This is a genomic window from Bacteroides sp. 3_1_23 (genome assembly GCF_000162555.1).
Classification (GTDB): Bacteria; Bacteroidota; Bacteroidia; order Bacteroidales; family Bacteroidaceae; genus Bacteroides; species Bacteroides ovatus.
Genome location: NZ_GG774955.1, coordinates 805,761 through 825,201 on the forward strand (window position 1 = coordinate 805,761; position 19,441 = coordinate 825,201).

The window sequence follows — 19,441 nt, forward strand, 5'->3', positions numbered from 1 at the left end:
CACCTATCGGACTTTCAATGGTAATAAGTTGAGTCCGCTACGTTTCGCCTCTTTGATGATGGGAATCTGGTATCTGTCTACTGCCACAGCCAATAAATTTGCAGGCATGTTGAGTGGACTTTATCCGGAAGCCGGAAAAGTGAAATCAATCTTTGGTTATCAGATTGCTACCATGTACGATTTCTTTATGGTATTCGTTGTCATGTCCGGTGTTGCTTCATTGATTCTGTTCCTTCTCTCGAAGAAATTACAGAAGATGATGCACGGGGTAGAATAAAAAATCGTATTTTTGCAAAGAGAAGTTACGAAAAGAGTGTAATTTATTGGAAATGAGCGTAGGTTAATCGCTCTTGATAGTAATAGGTTACGATTTAGTTAGTTATCTACTGCATTATCCTTCTGCGCGTTGCGTAACCTTCAAAGAACTCTTCGTATGCAAAAGTAGCTATTTAATTCGAGATTTTGATATAAACTCCCGTTTTTTTATCCCCTCATTCATAAGAATTTTCCGTAAAAGCGGTTTTATCCGTCGGAACACCATTGCCCAAAACGAGTTTTGAACAAACGTGTGCAGACTGCCGCATAGCCGGAGAAAAGGGCATTGCCTCACGCCTAAACGATGTTTAGACAGATGAAGCAATGCCCCTTTCTTTTGCGCCTATGCCAAGAGGTGCTTTTACGGGTTTTCAAATGATTTTTCTTTTTTCGCTGTCCCTTTTGCCGGAAGCGGAAAGTGAATGCAGAGTGTGTCAGCCTGCCCCATGAATGAAGCAGACGGACACACACAGCCGGGCAAACCGGGAAGAATGATTGTTGTCGCCCGGCTGGACAAGTCCTGTCGGATCGGAAACATTCATACTTCCTTTGTTGTGGTTTGCCCTTTTCACGCTCCGGTGATGTCTTTTCCCTTTTGGTTATTCCTTTTTTACGGATTTTCTCCTGAAGTTTTTTCTACCCAATCTGCCTCTGTTTTCGTTTACCTCCATTTTGCGCCTTTCAGTGAGCCGCATCAGTCAGTCATTTTCGTTCTGGGCGCAAAGGTAATTCCGGGATTGGACGGGAAAGCAAGGTCAAGCCTCCTGTTTTCGGTAAAAATCTCCAGCCCTGCGGGTAGTATTTTGACCGAAAAACCTTGCATTCCCTAATCCCTACCTTTTCAAGCACCCGAAACGAAAACGACCGATGCGACAGAAAGACGCATAAAAAAAATGTCGGATAAACGAGAGGCAGATAAGATAGTTTGAAACTCAACTCCCTCAGCTCTTGAATCCGCATAAAAAAACAAAAAATCAAAAAACAACGGATATGAGAACAGCGATAGCAACAAAATTCGTGGCATGGGAAGTACCAAGTTTGGAGAACCTGCAAGACTGCAAGGTGTACGGACTTCGTAGCAAACTCAACAACGGAGAAAAATTGAGCCGAGAGGAAAAGGACTGGCTTACACGCAACGTGAATAGCAATTCCTATTTCAATAGCGCAGTACCCCTGCAAGGTTGGAAGTTTGACTTCTCCGACATTCTCCGAACCTACATCGTGAAGCAGTACGGACATTGGGCGGAATACAAGGCTACCGACAAGACCGCACTCCGCAGTTTCCTTTACGGCAGGATTGACAGCATCGTGGAACTTAACAAGTAAATACGGCTATGACAGCAACGGCAAATTTCAGACAAGTGGCGCAATACATCGGGTTGGCGATATGCGGCTTGATGATGCGCACCGCCTTCGGGGTGTTCGGCATCCTTTGGGGCATCATCAGAGAGATTGTAAACGGAGTGTTTCGAGTGGCGATAGGTGTAATCGTGGCTATCCTTTCCACCATTGCCTTCTTCGGCTTCATTCTTTGGTTATTCACCCTTTAACCCTTACCGATATGGCAAAAAGAAACAGCAAGACGGCAGCGCAGCAGTGCAGATATTACGAGGTGGACAACATCTTCGTGTATATGGTGGAAACGTACATCAACGGCAACATATCCGTGTTCCGTGAACTCTACCACGAACTGAACAAGGACGCACGGAGGGACTTCATGGACTTCCTTCTCAGCGAGGTAGAGCCGACCTATTGGAGAGAGATACTGAAACAGACAATCTAAAAACGACAGCGATATGAAAGGAACAGACCATTTCAAGAGAACGATACAGATGTATCTGGAACAGCGGGCGGAAGAGGATGCGCTCTTTGCGAAGAACTACCGCAACCCTGCCAAGAACATAGACGATTGCGTGACCTATATTCTGAACTACGTGAAGAAAAGCGGTTGCAACGGCTTCACGGACGGAGAGATATTCGGGCAAGCCGTCCACTACTATGACGAGAACGAGATAGAGGTAGGCAAGCCGATGAACTGCCAAGTGGTGGTGAACCACGTTGTGGAACTCACGGCGGAGGAAAAGGCGGAAGCACGTCAGAACGCTGTCCGCAAATACCAAGAGGAAGAACTCCGCAAGTTGCAGAACCGCCACAAGCCGAGAACCGCCAATAAAGCGAGCGCACAAGAAGTACAACAACCCAACCTATTCAATTTCTGATTATGAAACCGAGAACACGCATACAGCAGGAAGTCGCACGTTTGAGCAAGCGACTACCGATATTGACCGAAGAACAAAGGGCATACGCTTTCCGTCATTGCTTCAAGCATTACGCGGTCAAGAGGGCAAACGGCACGAACATCTGCACCGAGTGCGGACATTCGTGGAAAAGCGACCACGACCTTGCCGACACCGTTTGCGGATGCACCTGCCCCCGTTGCGGTATGGAGTTGGAAGCGTTGCGCACCCGAAAGAGCGTTTTCAGCGATATGGAGTATTTCTCCATCGTCACCACCTGCAAGCAGTACCAAGTGATACGCTTCTTTTCCGTCAATTCCCGATACAAGGCAGGACAGCCTGCCGAGTATTCCATCTTTGAGGTAGTGCAGAGGTGGATTGCCCCCGACGGCAGGACAACGACCGTTGCCCGACTGCGTGGAATGTCGATGTTATATTATGACCAGTGGTCGGAATACAGCGATATGGAGGTACGCAAGAACCAAGAAATTCGGGCATACGACATCACTCCGAGATGCACCTACCCCCGACAGCGTTTCATACCCGAAGTGAAGCGAAACGGCTTCAAGGGCGAATACCACAATATCCTGCCTTACGACCTTTTCAAAGGCATTCTTTCCGACAGCCGTGCGGAAACGCTGTTGAAGGCTGGGCAATATCAGATGTTGCGCTACTACCTGCACCACTCTTTCAATATCGGGGAGTATTGGGCGTCAATCAAGATATGTATCCGCAACGGCTACACCATCACAGACGGCTCTGTGTGGCGTGACACGATAGACCTCCTGCGACACTTCGGCAAGGACACGAACAGCCCGAAGTACGTCTGCCCCCAAGACCTCAAAGCCGAACACGACAGGTTGGTGGCAAGACGCAACCGCCAAAGGGAACGTGAACGGACTGAACGGCAACGGCAGAAAGCGGTTGAGGACGAGAAACAATATCTGAAAGCCAAAGGCATATTCTTCGGACTTGTCTTTTCCGACAGCCTTATCTGCGTTAAAGTCATAGAGAGCGTGGAGGAAATGATAGAGGAAGGACGGATGATGCACCATTGCGTGGGCGGCTACCACAATCGGGAAAATTCCCTTATCCTTTCAGCGACCATTGACGGCAGACGCATAGAAACGGTGGAAGTGTCCTTGAAAACCTTTGAGGTGGTGCAGTGTCGTGGCTTATGCAACGAGAACACAGAATACCACGAGCGCATCATAGACCTTGTGAACAAGAACGCCAATCTTATCCGTGAGCGGCTGAAAGCGGCATAGCATCAACCCTAAAACAACATTGATATGGAAGTAAGAATTGAAAGCATGATTTGTGTGTGGGACGATAAAATCCCTGCATTGTTCCTTGAATTTGTAAACCTCCTCACTCTCACAACGAGTGAGGGGGAATTGAGAAAGAGCGTAAAGGCGTTTGCCGAGAAGCACGAACTTGACAAGTTCTTCCTTTACGGCTTCGGCTCACACCATTTCTATCTGCATCAACGCTACACGAGCAATCCCGAAATGGTGATGAAGAACAGAGTTCTGTCAGTACATTTTTAACCATCTAAAAAGCAACATTATGGCAACACGAATGACCATCAACGGAGTAAGCACCTGCACGGAAGCAGGTACGGAGAAATACGAGCGTTTCCAATCGGGTATAGGCAGACGCAAGCGGACACTTGTGCAGTATGACTACCGCCACACGGACGGAGAATTGTTCGCTTGTGTCAAACCCACATTGGACGAGTGCCGAACCGCAAGGAACAAGTGGCTGAACGCAAAGCAGGGAAAGGAGGACAACCGATGAACACGACCTATCAGACGCTGATAGTCAAGTTCAGCGAATCTATCACGGCATTGGACGGCATCTTTGACGATGCCGGAGCGTGGGGAACGAACACCCTCAAAGGGTGGATAGATGATTACGAAAGCACACGCTTCACCGCCACCGACAGCCATACGGCAGTTATCACGAGCGAGTACAACATGGAATGTGTGAAAGAGTGGCTGCAACGGCAGACACCCATTGCCGAGATGCGAGAATTTTGAACAAGTTGGCGGTGTCCGCACCGCCAACACTTAAAAACTCTAAAAACAAAGGATATGATAGCAAAGACGATATTACAGCAGATAGGCGGAAAACGCTTTACCGCCATGACGGGAAGCCGTGACTTCATAGATATGGGCAACGGCTTACGGATGAGCCTTGCAAGGAACAAGACAAGCGCAAACCGCCTTGACATCATCTATGATGCAGGGGCAGACCTCTACAATATGCGCTTCTACAGCAAGACATTCAGCAAAAAGACATTCGAGTGCAGGACGAAAGACATTGCCGTACACGAGGGAGTTTATTTTGATATGCTGGAAGAAATATTCACGATGGTGACAGGACTTTACACACGCTTTTGAGTGGCGGGGCGGCGAAAGCCGCCCTACTTTCTTTCAGTGAGCATGATGGCGGACAAAGAAAGTAGCAAAGAAACCTTTGTCCAATCTGCGATACCATTCACAAAAAACAAGTTTTAATCATGGAAACAATCAGACAGAACGGAAAAATCATCTTGCACGGCAACGACGGCATAAGCATAAAGATGATTTTCAGAAACCTTACGGGAAAGAATTTTCAAGGTAAGGAGTATGCGGACTATATTCGCCACATCGCAATCAACAGCATGGGATTTACGTCCGGCAGCATCGAGCATTGCAGGGACGGTGGCGTGATAGACACGGGAACAATCCCGAATGTATGAAATGTAAAAGCAGAAAATCCGATGAAGCCCCAACTTCATCGGATTTTCGTTTATGTATGGCAGGCTCTAATCTAAACCTTTTGCCTCCCGTTCTTCATCTCTTTCTTGCGCATACTTCATTCCATAAAACGACTCCGCATCCATTTCTTCCATTAGATTGCTTTCAATCCATTCAGGTAAAAATTTTGCCGCATCTGGGGTTAGCCTTAAAGCATTATTCGTTGGTTCATACACAATCATGGTATCTTCACTACCATTTGCTGGTTCAACTCTGAATAAAGAACTTGATTCTGTATTACCAACAGATGCTTGGTAAAATTCGTATATCTCATGATAATTCATATCAATCGAATCAACGAAGCCTTGAAAATCTTTTGTTACGTTTGAATATGACATAAGTTGAGTTATAAATGTTTTTTCTTAACATAAGCAAAGGACGTGCCAAGTTGAATATGGCACGTCTTTTGTCAGTTTTGTCAGTCCTTTTATGGAATATACAGTAGCGCAAACTCCGCCTTTCTCCGTTTGAGCAGCATGGCGTGGCGTTTCCCTTTGTAGTTGCAGAAGGCTATATACTCACGGTAGATGTTCCTGTCGCCAGTTTCCAGCTTCTTGATTAAGGTGCTTTTGGGGATTGTCTTGCTGCCTAAGAGCTTCGCCGGTCCCACATTGTAAGCTAACGTGCCAAGCAAAGTCGAATCAACTCCGAATTTACGGAACATGGCGACAAATTTGCGCAGGTCTTTCCTCAAAAGTTCATCCGCATCCCGTTTTGTCATGGTTCGTGCCGAATACTTCTCGTTTGGCAAAAGTTTGTGACCCCAACCCACGTATGGGTGGTGTTTTTCTGAGTGCCAGCCTTCAAAGTAGCGGCAGCATAAAAAAGCACGTTCCATAAGTGGCAGTCGGTAGATTGCCGCCTGCCCGTCCGCTCCCTCTTGGCGGCTGATCTGTGCGGACACAGAACAGACCGCCAGAAGCGAACAGAGCATTGTCATGAATATACGCATCATCTTCATACACGTTTGAAACCTCCGATGGGAATGGCGGTAAAGCCGTCATCTTTCACGTTCCGGTTGTTGAAGTCAAATTCCAATTCGTAGGAATTTTTGAAATTATCCTCCACCACCACGATGAAATTATGTGCCTCGTCACCCTCCGCCGTATAGTACAGGCGGAACTTCCCGTTCTCCAGCAGGTAGCGGTCGTTGGGCAGGAAGGTGATGCCGTTATCCATTTTCAACTTTCCTTCCCCCTCAAACTGAAAGTAGCGGATAGTGTAAAGCGTGTTAGCGAAGTCGCCCTCCTTTTTCAGTTCACAGCGGATTTCCACCGTCTGCCCCTTCGTCACCTTGTTCGGCACGGGCATGACCTCCACCGTGAAGGGATAGGACTGCTGGATGTCCATGTCGTCGTCGCACGATACGAGGGTGAATGACACGGCGGCTATCAGGCATAACGCCACCGCCTTGAAGATGTTTGTTCTCTTGTTTCTGTTGTTCAGTATGTTCATTTTTCTTCGATTTTTAGATGGTTGTTTTTCTGTTTTTTGTTGTCTGTTGCAGGTACTCGTTCAAGTCCTTGCAACCGTCATAGAGGGAGGAACGGTCGGCGACACGCGCCCCATACCGTTTGGCAAGAGCGTCAAGCGTCCGCCGTCCGGCTTCGTCACGGTCGAGGAAGCATCCGATGCGCCCGTAGCCGTTCAGCAATCCCGCCGCCTTCTCCACGTTGGCGACGGAGTTCAGCACAAGGCAGTCAGCGTTACCGGTTACACCAAGCGTCACGGCGGAGAGAAAGTCCATGAAGCCCTCGAACACGAGGCACTCGTCAGCCAAGATGTCATTCGCCTTTACCAGCGATACGGACTTCGGCGGTATGCACCCCTTGAAAAAGCGGCTTCGGACTTCATAGCCACCTGTCATGTTCGGGAAACCGACGGCAAAATACCGTTTTCCACGAACGCCGTAGTTCAGACGGCAACAGTGGCGGGATGCTACTCCGATTGGTATGCCCCGTTCCGCCAGATACTCCGTCAGCGGTGAGCGGAGCAGCAGAGCGACCTCCACATCCTCAAAGACGGGTTCGGTCGGCTTAGGGAGATAGGCGGGCTTTTCCCATCCGGTCACCGTCATGTTGGCGGTTTCCGCTATGAACTTCGCCTGCGCCATGAAGTCACCGCTTTGCAGAAACTCCCCGGCAAGCGTGAAGATGTCGCCGCCCTTGCCCAAACCGAAGTCGTACCAGAGCTGTTTCGCCACGTTCACACGGAAAGAGGGTGTGCGCTCGCCCCTGTACGGGGCGATATACCACAGCTCGTTTCCGCTCCTTCTGACAGGCTCATGCCCCAACCGTGCAAGAAAATCCGCAAGCGGCATCCTTCTGACTGCATCTATTTCCGTCCGTTCCATACCCGTGTCAGTTGATGATGAACTTCACGCCGACCCCGAACTGCGTGTGAAACTTCCGTGTGTCGCCACCCCACAGGCAACGCTCACGCAGATTGGCAAGCAGGGCGATACGGTCTGCCACGTAGCACTCCACATCGAGCGTCAGCGCACCGCCGTAGATGAAGGCGTCCCGGTCGTGCAACGTGGAGCCGTCAAACAGCACCTTCTTTCCCCAATTCACCGATTCATATCCGGCAAGAGCCGAAGCCCCGGCATAGACGAACACGATTTTTCGGGCGTCCGACAGTATCTTGAAGTAATAGCCACCCTCCGCCGTGAACTGCGCCACGGGTATCTTGGTGTCCTTGTAGGGGTTGTTCTTCAGGAGATATTCGCCACCGAACACCCACTTGTTCCCTTTCTTCGTGTAAGTGGAGAGAGCAGCCCCGAAGCTGTACCCGCCGTCCTTGCCGCCGGGATGAAAGCCGTCCGCCATATTCGCCCTCACCTCAATGCCCAGCATCTTCGGCAGGCATCGCTGGGCGTGCGCCTGCCCCGTGAAAAGGGCAAGCGACGCGATGATTATTGCGATGTACTTTCTCATGGTTAGCGCACTTGAAGTTCGTTGATGGTATTGGCGCGTACCAAATCCTCGTTCTCAATCACGAAGGATTGGTGACGGCCGCCGTTCTTCTCGTTAAGTTCCACAATAAGGCACTTGTCATCGGGGATGGTGAACTTCGCCATCGTGAAGACCGTGCGCTCGCTCTTCCTGCCCGGCACGAGGGTGGCGTAGTTCTGCGCGCGGAGCGGCAGAATGATCTGCTCCTGCACGGCGGTACGCTTTGCCACCTTCTTGTCCACGATTTTCCAAGTGATGTAGTCCACATCGAAAGGCACGTTGCTCTGGTTCTTTATCTCCGTGTGGAAGTATAGCAAGCCGTTGTGCGTGTAGATGCCTTTCAGAAGATATTGGATGCCGAAACGTTTGCAGCCGATATGCTTCACCTCCCGTTTGTTCTGTTTGTGGATGGACTTCATGATAAGGCGCACCAGCATCGGGCTTTCGCTGCCCAGCTCTTTCAGATAGATTTCCTGCGCATTGTTCGGGCGGTTCACCGTGCTGCCGTCATGGATGAAGTCGCACATCTCCACGTTGAGCAACAGCGGTTCGGCGGCGTATTTCACATTGAAGGTGTAGAAACTGCCGTCCTCCGTGATGACGGACATATTCGTTTCGTTGGAAAAATTCCTCACGGTAGCCTTCACACGGATGACGTTCTCCGCTCCGTCTGCTTTCCCGGCAATCAGGTCGGGCGAGCCTAAATCGACGTAGCGCACCTCCGCCGGAAAGATGACGTGGACGGTCTTGTCGTAGGTCACTTCCAGTCCGTGCGGCGGTATCATGCGGTCGAAGGTCAGCTTGCGCGACAGCCCGTGATACAGGTCACCGTCCGCCTCCTTCTGCGGATAGACCTCCTTTGTCAAGGTCGGCTGTTCATTACTTCCGTTGGTCGTTTCAACGGTTACATTCTCCTGCGCGTTGGCAGTTGCGATGCCCATAGCGAGGGCAAACATGATGATTACTTTTCTCATTACTTTTGGATTTTTAGTGGTAATTTTTTATTGTTCTCAATCTTTTTCTTGGTAAAGCATGACCCTGTACCCGGCTTTCAGATGCACCTTGACGGTGCGCATCTTCTTGGCGATGTACTGGCTCGTGCCTTGTATCAGCCCCTTGCCCAAGTCGGAGGCGAGCTGCGCCCCGGCATTGGTGGAGATGTTGATGCTGCTCCCCAACGAGCCGCCCATGTTGGCGGCGACCTCCCTGACGGCGTTCATCTCCATCGAGTTCGGGATGAAGATGCCGGACTGTCCGTCCGTGTCATAGACCGCAAGTTCCACGGGGATAATCGTGCCGTCGTATTCCAGCGAGGTGATCCCGATGTCGAGCCGCTCACCCTGTATCTTGCCCGTGCCGACCACCACCGCATTGCGGGGGATTGTCCTGCCCGCCACCGCCATAGGCTCCAGCAGGCGCAGCCTTACCGTCTGCCCGTCCGTCACGCTCTGCGCCCCATGCACACATGCCGGTATGGTGTTCCTGTCCGATACCTCCGCCGTGCCGACAGCCGTATTAAAACTTCTGTTGCGCTCCTGCGAGAAAGTGGCGACAAACTCCGCGTTGCTCATGGGCTGTGCAAGCGAGGAAACAACTTGGCGGGTCACCTGCCTTACGGGTGTCGCCGTGTTCTTCTTTCCTTTCTGCACGGTGGCAGGCTCTGCCGCCTGTTCCGGCTTCCCACCGTTCTGACCGCCCATGTACTTTGCCGCCAGCTCGTAGGATTTCTCCATAAGAGCCACTTGGTCGTCCACGGCGGAAGCCTTGCCCTTCTCGCTTTCCAGTTCCGACTCCAGCGATGCGATGCGCTCCAACAATTCCTCCATCTCGGCATTGTCATTCTTCGGCTGTTCGTAGAAGTTGCCGAGCGTAGCGTTCAGGTCACGGTAGGCGGCAGCGGAGGATTGGATGGTCTGCGGCGTGGCGGGCTGTGCCTTTTCCTCCTTGCCGCCCGGATTGGCGAGGTCGAAGGCCGTTCCGTCCTCCGTTCCCACAATCTCTCGGTCGAACATGTCGCCCAACTGCCCGATGGCACGGTTGCGGCTCTCCTGACGCTCCTCCATCTCCCCATGCTCGTAGGCTTTCAGCTTGTCGCCGATAATCTGCCGGTTCGCCTTGTCCGCGTCGGGCATCTCGGTGTTGTAGCCGTCCGTTCCCGGCTGTTGCTCCTTGCCGGAGGACGGGGCGAATATCAGCCACATCGCCCCTATGAACACCAGCACCATAGCGGGCAGGACTATCATCTTCTGCCGTTTCAGCCGCTGCGCCTCGGTCAGCGGTTCGCGCTCCTTCTTCGGCTTTCCCGTGTCGGGAGCGGCTTTGTTCTCTTTCGTCGGTTCATTCTTTGGTTCATTCTTCTTCTGTTCCATATAAATAAGGTGTTAAGTGATTGTCTGTTTCCGCCGGGGTCGGCAGCTCCACCCGTCCGGCGTGTCCCGTTTCCATGCGTGAGCCATCATTCCTGCCGATGTCATAGACGGCTCTGCCGAAGGTGTATAGGGCAAGCACCGCGAAGGCGGCGAGCATCCCCAGCACGATGCGGCGGCATGTTTCCGGCGGCAAGCCGTCCAGATACCCTTTGAGCCTTTCCACCAGCCGTTTCCGTTTGTCGTGGAGCTTCCAGTACACGCCCCACATTGTTTTTCTGATACTTTTTACTTTCCGTTTCATAATCCGTTACCGTTTGATTGTCTGTAAATCCTTGTTCTCGATGATGGTGAAACCCTCGATGGTGAAACCGTTTGGGTTATCGTCCGACCGTGATGCGTTCAGCAGGCGGCAGGTGGTCACGAGGCTGCGCTCGGTGACGTTGCTCTGCCGGATGATTTTCTGCGTGGCGTAGGTCACGGCGCGGTAGGGATAGGCGTTGAAGTCGCACACCACGCTGTCCACCTTCAGCACTTGGTTGATGTTCCCGGCGATGATGCGGTTGTAGTACCCCTTCTCGGCGAAGTCCGAATAATAGTGGTACACGCTCTTGTCCGCCAGCAGCAAGGCACGTTTCACGTTGTGTTCAATCGCGCTTTTTTCAGGTGAGAGCGTGAAGAACAGCTCGTGGAAGCGGCGCACATGCTCCCGTGCCTCCGCCGGGCGGTTCTGCGACAGGTCCTGTGACAAGGCGAGCATCAGGCTCTTGCCGTTGTCCAGCACATAGATCTTCTCCCGTTGCTTCTCGGCGAAGCGGTAGGAGTTCCACACGCTCCACACCGTCACCACGGCGCACAGCGAGAGGAAGACGATACCGAACAGGCGTATCTGCCTGAACGACGATTCGATGTTTCTGAGTGACTTGAATTCCATTTTTACTTTTTCCGTTTATAATTGCACATTGATTATTTCAGCAGCTTGCCGATGCGTCCGACGGCGTTCCCTGCGGTAGCTCCCGCAACTCCGCCCGCCATGCCTCCGGCACGTCCAGCCATCTGGTTCATGTTACGGTTGTAGCCGCCCATGCCCCCGGCTTGGATGATCCAGCCCGCCACGGTGGGGATGGTGAAGTAACCGATGATGCCGATGCAGAGGAACACGATGTACACCCCGTCGCTCGAATCCAGCGAGAAGTTCGGGTCTGCCTGCATCCGCTCGATGTCGCTTTGCAGCATCAGCACCTGTATCTTAGCCAGTATGGTGCTGAACATGTCCGACACCGGCAGCCACAGATAGACCTGTATGTAGCGGCATATCCACTGCGTGAGCGTGCTTTGGAAACCGTCCCACACCGATATGGCGAAGGCTATCGGACCGAGTATCGCCAGCACCACGAGGAAGAAGGTGCGGACGGTGTCTATCACGAGGGCGGCGGCTTGGAACAGCAGTTCCAGTATCTCGCGGAAGAAGTCGCGGATGCTCTTTTTCATGTTGTACATTCCCCGGTCGATATACATCCCCGCCATCGTCACCATGTCGGAGGGCGACCAGCCGAGTTCCTCCAGCTGTTTGTCAAACTCCTCGTTGGACACGAGGTAGGCGGTTTCGGGGTTGCGCATCATCGCCTCGTATTCCAACTTGTCCTTCTGCTGGCGGTAGGTGTTCATGTCGAGCGTTTCCGCCTCCAGCATCTTCGCCGTGCCTTGCACGACGGGCGAAAGGATGCTGTTTATCGTACCCAGCACAACCGTGGGGAAGAACATGATGCAAAGACCGATGGCGAAGGGGCGGAGCATCGGGAACACGTCTATCGGTTCGGCTCTCGCCAGCGACTGCCATACCCTGTAGGCGACGTAGAACAGCGCGCCCAGCCCGGCGATGCCTTTCGCCACGCCCGCCATGTCCTCGCACAGCGGCATCATCTGCTCGTAGAGCGAGCGCAGAATCTGGTGAAGGTTGTCGAACTCCATAGTCTTACCAGTATCTTTCGTTCATGTTCCCGTACAGCCCCATGATGCGGTCGAGGTCGTTCTTCTTTTTAGCGCGGAGATAGGACACCGATATGTTCTTGTTGGTGTAGTAGCTCACGAGGTTGCGGTAACGCTTCATTTTGGAATGGCAGCGTTCCACCACGTCCATGCGCTCCTTGTCGGTCATGGAGAGCGTGGTGATGTTCACCACGTTTTTCAGTTCGGTCAGTACATCATTGCTCTCTTCCAGCAGCTTCGTGTAGCCGAAGGCGATGGCTCCCAGTTCCTCCACGGTGAAGTTGTCGTCACGCATCATCCGCTGGAAGTTGGTCACATAGATGTCGGTGATGTCGCCCACCATCAGGATGGTCTGTTGCACCTTGCGGGCATCCCGGACAAGGTTGTTCACTGATTTCAGCGCGTCGTAATACTTCTTTCCCTGCTCGTAGATTTTCACGGTTTCCTGAAAATTCTTCACCATGTTCTGGGCGGTGGTCGAGGTATGCACCACGTTCTTGGAGGTGTTCACGATGCTCTGGGCGATGTTGGACGGGTCTATCACCGCCCACTGTGCGCTTGCCCGGCCCGCGAGAAGCAGGCACAGGCAGACAATCATTGTTATTCTTGTTCTCATGTTTACTTTGGATTTTAGCGGTTGTTATTCTTCTGTCTGGTTCTCCGGCTGCGGCTTCACCCGCACATAGTCACCGTTTGGCGAGAAGGTCAGCACGTCCGTTGCCTCGTTGTAGGACACGTCGATGCGGAAGCCGGTGTTCATGAACAGGTTGCCGTTCTCCTCCTGCAAGAGATAGGTTTCCGGCTTGAGTTTGCGGCGCAGACCGCTCCGGCGGAACACCGTCACCTTGTAGGCTTCGCCCTCCTTGTAGATAAGCACGTCGGGCTTCCCCTCCACGCTCTCCCAGTTCCCGCACAGCATGTCACGGAGGTTGTCGGCCACGTCGCAGGATTGCAGCATCATGACCGCCAATCCGATCAGGCACTTGCTGACTTGCAGCATTTTCACTTTTGGTAAATTCATACGCATTTTTCTTTTTTCGTTGATAAATTCATTTTTAATTGTTGGTTGTTTCCTTGTTTCTCCGCTTTTCGGCAAGTTGCCGGATGGCGGCTTCGATGTCGCCGCCCAGCTTCTCCGCCAGACGGTAAACCTCCACTTTCTCCGTTTCCTCGGTGGTGTACGCCAGATACTCTTCGGCACTGACCTCCGTAGCATAGACCGCCGACTGCGTGCCGCCCAAGCCTATCCACACCTCCTTGTAGAGCCGTGAAGGGTTGTTCGCCATGTTGATGGAGAGTATCTGCCCCTTCTCCTTTTCCGTCAGTCCGAGCAACGCCTGTATCTGGTCAAACTTGTTCATATACTTGCGCTGGTCGAGAAGTATCTTGCAGTCGGAGTTGTTGATGATGCTCTCCTTGACCACGGGAGAGGAAATGATGTCGTCCACCTCCTGCGTTACCACGATTGCCTCGCCGTAATATTTTCTGACCGTCTTGTACATATAGCGCAGGTATTCAGCCATGTTCGCCGAAGAAAGAGCCTTCCAAGCCTCTTCCACGATAAGCTGTTTCCGCACCCCTTTCAGCCGTCGCATCTTGTTGATGAAGGCTTCCATGATGATGATCGTCACGACCGGAAAAAGCTCGCGGTTTTCCTTTATGCTGTCAATTTCGAAGACAATGAACCGCTTGTTGAGCAGGTCGATGTTCTCCGTGGAGTTGAGCAGGAAGTCGTAACGCCCGCCCCGGTAATACTGCCGCATGGTGGTGAGCATGTTGTCGATGTTGAAGTCGGACTTCTCCACCTTGATGTCACGTTCAGCCAGCTCCTTGCGGTAGTCGTCGCGCATATACTCGTAGAAGGTGTTGAAAGACGGCACGATGCTCCGGTCTGCCTTGATGCGCTCGATGTAGGCACTCACGGCACTGCCCAGTTCGCCGCTCTCCGTCTTCGTCACCTTGTCGTCCTCCGACTTCCAGAGCGTCAGCAGCAGGGTCTTGATGCTGTCCTTCTTCTCCACGTCGAAGACATAATCATCGGTGTAGAACGGGTTGAACGATATGGGCTTTTCCTCCGTGTAGGTGAAGTACACGCCGTCCGCTCCGCCTGTCTTGCGCCGGATCATGCCGCACAAGCCCTGATAAGAGTTTCCCGTGTCCACCAGCACGACGTGCGTACCTTGTTCGTAGTATTGCCTCACGAGGTGGTTCATGAAGAACGACTTGCCGCTGCCCGAAGGACCCAGCACGAACTTGTTGCGGTTCGTGGTGATGCCCCGCTTCATGGGCAGGTCGCTGATGTCGAGGTGCAGCGGTTTTCCCGTGAGCCTGTCCACCATCTTGATGCCGAAGGGCGAGAGCGAAGAGCGGTAATTGGTTTCCTCCGTGAACAGGCACACCGCCTGCTCGATGAAGGTATGGAAACTCTCTTCCGCCGGAAAGTCCGCCGCGTTGCCGGGTATCGCCGCCCAGTAGAGCGTCGGGCAGTCGATGGTGTTGTGGCGCGGCACGCACTCCATGCTTGCCAGCTGGCTGCCCACATCGTTCCTTATATGCTTCAGCTCCTCCGCGTCGTCGCTCCACGCCATGACGTTGAAATGCGCCCGTACCGAGGTCAGCCCGTAGGAATGGGCTTCGTTCAGGTATTGGTCTATCCACTCGCGGTTGATACTGTTGCTCCGGCTATACCGTGAGAGCGACTGCATGTTGCGGGCGGATTTCTCGAACTTCTGCAAGGCTTCCTCGCTGTTGTCTATCAGCACATACTGGTTGTAGATATGGTTGCAGGAGAGCAGCAACCCCACGGGGGAGGCGAAGGAGAGGCGGCAGTCGCTCCGGTCGGTGGAGAGCTTCTCGTAACGGGTGTCGGTTGCCACCTTGCCCGGCAGGTCTTCCGCGTCGGAGAGGGTGTGCAGGCACAGTCGGTTGTCGCCGATGCGCATCTCCCTTGCCGAAAGCTCAATATCTTGTAAGGTGGTATTCCCCTCCGGCATGAGCGAGAAGTAGCGTTCAATCAATCCCGTTTTTCCCTCAGTACCCACAATCTCATCGGTGGATAGGCGGCGCAGCCTGACAAGCCCGCTGTCGTTCATGATGCGCTCGAACTGTTCGCAGGCTTCCAAGAACTTGGTCGTGGTTTCCTTGTCCAGCTCCTTCGGGATGATATGTCCCCGGCACAGCGTGCTGAAGTTGCTCTGCATCCGGTTACGCTCCTTTGTCGTCTTGGTCAGGTAGAGATAGCAGGTGTGTTTCAGGTACGGACGCTCGTTGAAGTGTCGCTCGAAGCTGCGTGAGAGGAAACTCATGTCGTCCTTCTGAAGTTCCGGCTTGTAGCGTTCCTTGATGAACCAGTCCTGTTTGTGGACGACGGAGTAGTCCGGCAGCACCTTGATTGCCTTGCACCAGCAGCCGTGTATCGCCTCGTACTCCGCGCCCGTCACGGTGTAAAGTTCCGGCAGCTCCACCTCGAAAGCCACCGTGATGTCGGCGTCCTTTGAGATGATGCAGCCATGCTCCACCGCTAAAAGCGGGAACTTGTTTTCCAGTGTTGTCATTTTCGATGTATTCCTCATTGTCTTTCTTCCTTTCGTTGTCGTTTGAACAGACGGGGTATCCGCCGCCGGTTAATCAGGTATCGGGGGTGGCTCCGTGCCGCTCCCATTTTCATCAGCCCGTGTTCGCCGTACCGGGCGTTCAGCGCGAAGGTCTGCCATACAAGGAGGGAGGACGATGCCGCGCCGAAGCCGATACATATCCACTGGTCGATGCCGACCATGTAGAGGATGACGAACAGGACGAAGAGAGCCAGCAGACCTCCGCAGAAGATGAAGAGGTACTGAGCCTTCAAGCCCTTGAACTCTACCGGACGACCGATACCCTTGTTTACCGGGTATTCAGCCATACATTATTATATTAGAGGAAGAATGAGCGCAGGATGGTGGCGGCTACAATCAGGAAGATGCACGCGCCGAACCAGCTTGCGGCTGTTTTTGAGGTGTCGGGGTCGCCCGATGAAAATTTCCCGTACACTTTCACGCCCCCGATAAGCCCGACGACCGCGCCGATGGCGTATATCAGTTTCGTGCCGGGGTCGAAATAGGAACTCACCATAGAGGTGGCTTCGTTGATGCCCGCGATGCCGTTTCCCTGCGCGAAGGCGGAGGCGGTTGCGGCGATGATGAGTGCCGCAGAGAGGATTGTTTTTCTGTTTCTTACGATGTTCTTGTTCATAAACTGTCCTTGTTTTTTGCCGTCGAAAGGGTGGATGGTCCTTTGTCGGGCGGTTGATACTTTTTTACTTTACTTTGGTTTAGTGGTCGCCCTTTTGTTTCCACGGACTTGGGTGTGTCCGTTGCGTACCGGATGCGCCTTGCGCTTCCTCGCCGCGTGGGTTGATTGTCATTCCTTCATGTTCTTTCCTTTTTCAGTTGTCATACATAGTTGCGGATGTCGAACTCCTCGATGTTGTCAGGCACGACGAACACTTTGCTTTTTGCTTGTGCCACGGTAGTGTTTACCGTGTCCACAAAGACTGCCATTGCTTTGGCAAGCCTCTCGCTCATTGCTTCGTCGGTCAAGCGTTCCGTTATTCTGGAGTAAAGCTCCGTCCCGTCAAGCTCCGTCATGACTTTTCCAGCGTGTCGCATCTCCGCTTCGGACGGTGAGTCCTTCTTTATTGTTCGTACTGCCATGTCGATGTCCTCGAATGCACTTCCCGAAGCCTGTCCCTTGCCCGGTTCATCATCCTCCGGCTCATCCTCTCCGTATTCCAGTTCCTCCGGCGATATGCTCGTGAAGGTTTCATCGAGTTTATCCTCCGGGACTTGTGTCGGGCGCGATGCGGTTTCCGTGTTTCCGTCGTCAAAAGTAGCCTCTTCTTCCGACAGCTCAATGCCTTTTTCCGAAATGGCTGCTTCTTGCGTCGATATGGCAGCGGTTGTCCGAGTTGGAGCCATCCTGAAACGGCTCTTACCGATGATGTCCGCATCTTCATCCGAGGCTTCACTATGCAAGGTATCTTGCTTTTCACTCTTCGTTCCCAACGACCGCCATAATCCGGCAGCCCCTTTGAGGAACCGGACGAATTTTGTTTCCGTTATTCTGTCAGACAATAACATGAGCAGGAACCAGACGTTGCAGGCAACCGATACAATCAAGAATACTTTTGTCATAATCTCACTTTTTTGGCGTTTTCAATCTGTTCCATGTACTTCTCACCGTATTGTCTGAAATGGTCACGGAGAACATTGTCCACGAACTTGCCGATGCTCAATCCGTTTCCCAATCGGTTGGCGACAATAGCGACTTTCTCATGGACTTCACGGGAGATGTATATGCACTGTCGTGTTTTGATTTCCGACGATTGCAGGAAAGCCGCAATAGGCTTGCTGCCCTTTCCCTTTCCGGGAACATCACAGGTCTTTCCCAGACCTTTGTCGGTTGCACACTTCGCTGCACGGGCAACGTTTCTCTCACTCTTTCTTGTTTGCAGGCTGTCCGCCTGACTGTCATTCATCTTTCTTCTCATGTTGTTATTGATTAAAATGTTTATAAATTGTATGACTCCATGTGTCGCTTGAAGGATTCCGCTATCTCGTCTTGAAACTGTGTGAAATGGTAGGTCAGCACGTTGTCAAGAAAACCGGCGATAGTCACCTCGTTACCTCCGATGATATGTAGCATTTTCAGTATGCGGTCGTGGTACTCCTTTCGGATGTACACCTGTTTTCCGAGCCTTGCCGTGACATTGGACTCCCGCACGAACATGGAATCGTAATCCGTCTTCTCCGGCTTGCCGTTCCTGCGCCTGCGTTCCGTTTCTTCTTTGGGACGTGATGCAGGTTGGGGTCCGGCCGACTGCGGTTCTTCCTTCGGTGGTAGATCCGATACATTGCCGTCCGTGCTTCTTGCTTCCGGCGGTATGCTTGCATCGTCCATACGGAACGAGTTGATTATGGCATCACTGTCGATGTCCTCGATTCTTGCTTTCTTTGCCATGACACTCAATTTTTGATGATACCGAGAATTTCATCCACAAGGCGGTCAAGGTTGCTGCCGCGTACCAGTGTCTTGTCCGCAGGGAACGCCGTGGAACGGAACACCGCCTTGCGCTCCGCCGCTGTTTCCTTGCGGAAACGCTTGCTGTCCGGCAGGAATGTTTCGAGGATAGGCAGGGCGAACTCGGCGCATACCTTGTCGTATGCCTTGTATAGTTCCGTCTTCTCGCGTCCGTCCACCATGTTCCACACAAGGTAGATTCCTTTGATGCCGGATTTTCCCGTGCTTATCATCTGTTCGTTAATGACTGTGGCGAACTTGATGGAACTTTCCATCACCACCCTGTCTGCGATGATGGGTGTGAAGATGTAGTCCATCTTGGCGATAGTCTGTACCACATCGGCATTGTTGATAGTACCCGGCAGGTCGAAGAACACGAAATCAAGGTCGGGCTGTGCCTCCGTCAGATTTTCGGCGGTTCTTATCGCATCCTCCGCGCGGCTGCATCTGATTGTGTACGGGTTTTTCTTCAGCCGCTTGAGCTGCTCATACGCCATCACTTTGTAATGCCCGTCCTCCATGACGGCTTTCAGGTCACGCTTGCGCATGTCATGAATACTGTACTGCGGAAAGTCGCAGTCCACCACGGCCACGTTGTAGCCTTTCACATAGTGCAGGTAGCTTGCCACAAGCACTGTCAGGGTTGTCTTTCCGGCCCCTCCTTTCTGCGTGGAGATTGCCACATAAGTTGTCTCTTTCATTTGTTTGATAATTTATTA

30 protein-coding genes and 2 pseudogenes are annotated in these 19,441 nt (G+C 52.4%); 11 read left to right on the top strand and 21 right to left on the bottom strand.

What is annotated here, in order from left to right; genetic code table 11:
- A pseudogene (locus HMPREF9010_RS03805) lies at window positions 1-277 on the top strand (MFS transporter); the annotation flags it as partial.
- A 140-nt stretch (window positions 278-417) separates the two neighbouring features.
- Here HMPREF9010_RS03805 and HMPREF9010_RS26800 read toward each other — a convergent pair.
- Together HMPREF9010_RS26800 and HMPREF9010_RS26405 are read right to left on the bottom strand one after the other, a co-directional pair.
- A pseudogene (locus tag HMPREF9010_RS26800) lies at window positions 418-631 on the bottom strand (hypothetical protein).
- A gap of 45 nt (window positions 632-676) precedes the next feature.
- Window positions 677-853, bottom strand: coding sequence for a hypothetical protein (locus HMPREF9010_RS26405; protein WP_182425074.1), 177 nt, complete (start codon window positions 851-853; stop codon window positions 677-679).
- A gap of 452 nt (window positions 854-1,305) precedes the next feature.
- On the opposite strand from HMPREF9010_RS26405, the gene HMPREF9010_RS03795 reads away from it, so the two are divergent.
- The 10 genes from HMPREF9010_RS03795 to HMPREF9010_RS0124750 all read left to right on the top strand — a co-directional run bounded on the left by HMPREF9010_RS03795 (window position 1,306) and on the right by HMPREF9010_RS0124750 (window position 5,298).
- Complete coding sequence (locus HMPREF9010_RS03795) at window positions 1,306-1,641, top strand: hypothetical protein (RefSeq protein WP_005790754.1); 336 nt, start codon at window positions 1,306-1,308, stop codon at window positions 1,639-1,641.
- Window positions 1,642-1,649: 8 nt separating this feature from the next.
- Window positions 1,650-1,865: a hypothetical protein gene (locus HMPREF9010_RS0124735; RefSeq protein WP_005790756.1), complete on the top strand. Its 216-nt coding sequence runs from the start codon at window positions 1,650-1,652 to the stop codon at window positions 1,863-1,865.
- A gap of 11 nt (window positions 1,866-1,876) precedes the next feature.
- Window positions 1,877-2,098 carry a hypothetical protein gene (locus tag HMPREF9010_RS0124740; protein ID WP_005790759.1) on the top strand — a complete coding sequence of 74 codons (222 nt, stop codon included), beginning with the start codon at window positions 1,877-1,879 and terminating at the stop codon, window positions 2,096-2,098.
- A 13-nt stretch (window positions 2,099-2,111) separates the two neighbouring features.
- On the top strand, window positions 2,112-2,534 hold the full coding sequence (locus HMPREF9010_RS03790) for a PcfK-like family protein (RefSeq protein WP_005790760.1): 423 nt from the start codon (window positions 2,112-2,114) through the stop codon (window positions 2,532-2,534).
- A gap of 2 nt (window positions 2,535-2,536) precedes the next feature.
- Window positions 2,537-3,820, top strand: coding sequence for a PcfJ domain-containing protein (locus HMPREF9010_RS03785; RefSeq protein ID WP_005790762.1), 1,284 nt, complete (start codon window positions 2,537-2,539; stop codon window positions 3,818-3,820).
- A 24-nt stretch (window positions 3,821-3,844) separates the two neighbouring features.
- Entirely contained in the window at window positions 3,845-4,102 is a 258-nt protein-coding gene (locus tag HMPREF9010_RS03780; protein ID WP_005790764.1) for a hypothetical protein, read from the top strand.
- A gap of 19 nt (window positions 4,103-4,121) precedes the next feature.
- On the top strand, window positions 4,122-4,352 hold the full coding sequence (locus HMPREF9010_RS03775; protein WP_005790765.1) for a DUF3873 domain-containing protein: 231 nt from the start codon (window positions 4,122-4,124) through the stop codon (window positions 4,350-4,352).
- A complete protein-coding gene (locus HMPREF9010_RS0124745) occupies window positions 4,349-4,594 on the top strand; it encodes a DUF6956 domain-containing protein (protein ID WP_005790767.1) in 246 nt (81 codons plus the stop codon). The genes HMPREF9010_RS03775 and HMPREF9010_RS0124745 overlap by 4 nt, the downstream gene beginning before the upstream one ends.
- A 54-nt stretch (window positions 4,595-4,648) precedes the next feature.
- Window positions 4,649-4,957 (top strand): hypothetical protein, encoded by a 309-nt coding sequence (locus HMPREF9010_RS03770; protein WP_005790769.1) that lies wholly within the window; start codon window positions 4,649-4,651, stop codon window positions 4,955-4,957.
- 119 nt (window positions 4,958-5,076) lie between these two features.
- Window positions 5,077-5,298, top strand: a complete 222-nt coding sequence (locus HMPREF9010_RS0124750) for a hypothetical protein (protein ID WP_021668321.1) — start codon at window positions 5,077-5,079, stop codon at window positions 5,296-5,298.
- A gap of 66 nt (window positions 5,299-5,364) precedes the next feature.
- Here the strand turns inward: HMPREF9010_RS0124750 and HMPREF9010_RS03765 are convergent, their stop codons facing one another.
- The 19 genes from HMPREF9010_RS03765 to HMPREF9010_RS03685 all read right to left on the bottom strand — a co-directional run bounded on the left by HMPREF9010_RS03765 (window position 5,365) and on the right by HMPREF9010_RS03685 (window position 19,423).
- The gene (locus HMPREF9010_RS03765) at window positions 5,365-5,694 is read right to left on the bottom strand and encodes a hypothetical protein (protein WP_005790773.1); all 330 of its coding nucleotides are present in this window, start codon (window positions 5,692-5,694) and stop codon (window positions 5,365-5,367) included.
- A gap of 89 nt (window positions 5,695-5,783) precedes the next feature.
- Complete coding sequence (locus HMPREF9010_RS03760) at window positions 5,784-6,311, bottom strand: glycoside hydrolase family protein (protein ID WP_008651040.1); 528 nt, start codon at window positions 6,309-6,311, stop codon at window positions 5,784-5,786.
- Window positions 6,312-6,313: 2 nt separating this feature from the next.
- Window positions 6,314-6,811 carry a DUF3872 domain-containing protein gene (locus tag HMPREF9010_RS03755; protein WP_005790779.1) on the bottom strand — a complete coding sequence of 166 codons (498 nt, stop codon included), beginning with the start codon at window positions 6,809-6,811 and terminating at the stop codon, window positions 6,314-6,316.
- Between the two features lie 13 nt (window positions 6,812-6,824).
- Complete coding sequence (locus HMPREF9010_RS03750; RefSeq protein WP_005790781.1) at window positions 6,825-7,709, bottom strand: toprim domain-containing protein; 885 nt, start codon at window positions 7,707-7,709, stop codon at window positions 6,825-6,827.
- Between the two features lie 7 nt (window positions 7,710-7,716).
- Window positions 7,717-8,292, bottom strand: a complete 576-nt coding sequence (locus HMPREF9010_RS03745) for a conjugal transfer protein TraO (protein ID WP_005790784.1) — start codon at window positions 8,290-8,292, stop codon at window positions 7,717-7,719.
- Between the two features lie 2 nt (window positions 8,293-8,294).
- Window positions 8,295-9,284: a conjugative transposon protein TraN gene (gene traN, locus HMPREF9010_RS03740; protein WP_005790786.1), complete on the bottom strand. Its 990-nt coding sequence runs from the start codon at window positions 9,282-9,284 to the stop codon at window positions 8,295-8,297.
- Window positions 9,285-9,320: 36 nt separating this feature from the next.
- Window positions 9,321-10,679 carry a conjugative transposon protein TraM gene (gene traM / locus HMPREF9010_RS03735; RefSeq protein WP_005790788.1) on the bottom strand — a complete coding sequence of 453 codons (1,359 nt, stop codon included), beginning with the start codon at window positions 10,677-10,679 and terminating at the stop codon, window positions 9,321-9,323.
- Window positions 10,660-10,947 (bottom strand): TraL conjugative transposon family protein, encoded by a 288-nt coding sequence (locus HMPREF9010_RS03730; protein WP_005790789.1) that lies wholly within the window; start codon window positions 10,945-10,947, stop codon window positions 10,660-10,662. Before HMPREF9010_RS03730 ends, traM begins: the two co-directional genes overlap by 20 nt.
- A gap of 39 nt (window positions 10,948-10,986) precedes the next feature.
- The gene (traK, locus tag HMPREF9010_RS03725; RefSeq protein WP_004293887.1) at window positions 10,987-11,610 is read right to left on the bottom strand and encodes a conjugative transposon protein TraK; all 624 of its coding nucleotides are present in this window, start codon (window positions 11,608-11,610) and stop codon (window positions 10,987-10,989) included.
- A 32-nt stretch (window positions 11,611-11,642) separates the two neighbouring features.
- Window positions 11,643-12,647, bottom strand: coding sequence for a conjugative transposon protein TraJ (gene traJ / locus HMPREF9010_RS03720; RefSeq protein ID WP_005790792.1), 1,005 nt, complete (start codon window positions 12,645-12,647; stop codon window positions 11,643-11,645).
- Window positions 12,648-12,651: 4 nt separating this feature from the next.
- The gene (locus HMPREF9010_RS03715) at window positions 12,652-13,281 is read right to left on the bottom strand and encodes a DUF4141 domain-containing protein (RefSeq protein WP_005790794.1); all 630 of its coding nucleotides are present in this window, start codon (window positions 13,279-13,281) and stop codon (window positions 12,652-12,654) included.
- Between the two features lie 24 nt (window positions 13,282-13,305).
- Entirely contained in the window at window positions 13,306-13,686 is a 381-nt protein-coding gene (locus tag HMPREF9010_RS0124755) for a DUF3876 domain-containing protein (RefSeq protein ID WP_005790796.1), read from the bottom strand.
- Between the two features lie 34 nt (window positions 13,687-13,720).
- Window positions 13,721-16,237 (bottom strand): TraG family conjugative transposon ATPase, encoded by a 2,517-nt coding sequence (locus tag HMPREF9010_RS03710; RefSeq protein ID WP_005790798.1) that lies wholly within the window; start codon window positions 16,235-16,237, stop codon window positions 13,721-13,723.
- Complete coding sequence (locus HMPREF9010_RS0124760) at window positions 16,234-16,566, bottom strand: DUF4133 domain-containing protein (RefSeq protein WP_005790799.1); 333 nt, start codon at window positions 16,564-16,566, stop codon at window positions 16,234-16,236. The genes HMPREF9010_RS03710 and HMPREF9010_RS0124760 overlap by 4 nt, the downstream gene beginning before the upstream one ends.
- 11 nt (window positions 16,567-16,577) lie before the next feature.
- Window positions 16,578-16,895, bottom strand: coding sequence for a DUF4134 domain-containing protein (locus HMPREF9010_RS03705; protein ID WP_005790801.1), 318 nt, complete (start codon window positions 16,893-16,895; stop codon window positions 16,578-16,580).
- Between the two features lie 200 nt (window positions 16,896-17,095).
- A complete protein-coding gene (locus HMPREF9010_RS03700) occupies window positions 17,096-17,836 on the bottom strand; it encodes a hypothetical protein (RefSeq protein ID WP_005790803.1) in 741 nt (246 codons plus the stop codon).
- Entirely contained in the window at window positions 17,833-18,192 is a 360-nt protein-coding gene (locus HMPREF9010_RS03695) for a DUF3408 domain-containing protein (RefSeq protein WP_005790806.1), read from the bottom strand. The genes HMPREF9010_RS03700 and HMPREF9010_RS03695 overlap by 4 nt, the downstream gene beginning before the upstream one ends.
- Window positions 18,193-18,212: 20 nt before the next feature.
- A complete protein-coding gene (locus HMPREF9010_RS03690; protein ID WP_005790808.1) occupies window positions 18,213-18,662 on the bottom strand; it encodes a DUF3408 domain-containing protein in 450 nt (149 codons plus the stop codon).
- A 5-nt stretch (window positions 18,663-18,667) separates the two neighbouring features.
- Window positions 18,668-19,423, bottom strand: a complete 756-nt coding sequence (locus HMPREF9010_RS03685) for a ParA family protein (protein WP_005790809.1) — start codon at window positions 19,421-19,423, stop codon at window positions 18,668-18,670.
- Between the last annotated feature and the right edge of the window lie 18 nt (window positions 19,424-19,441).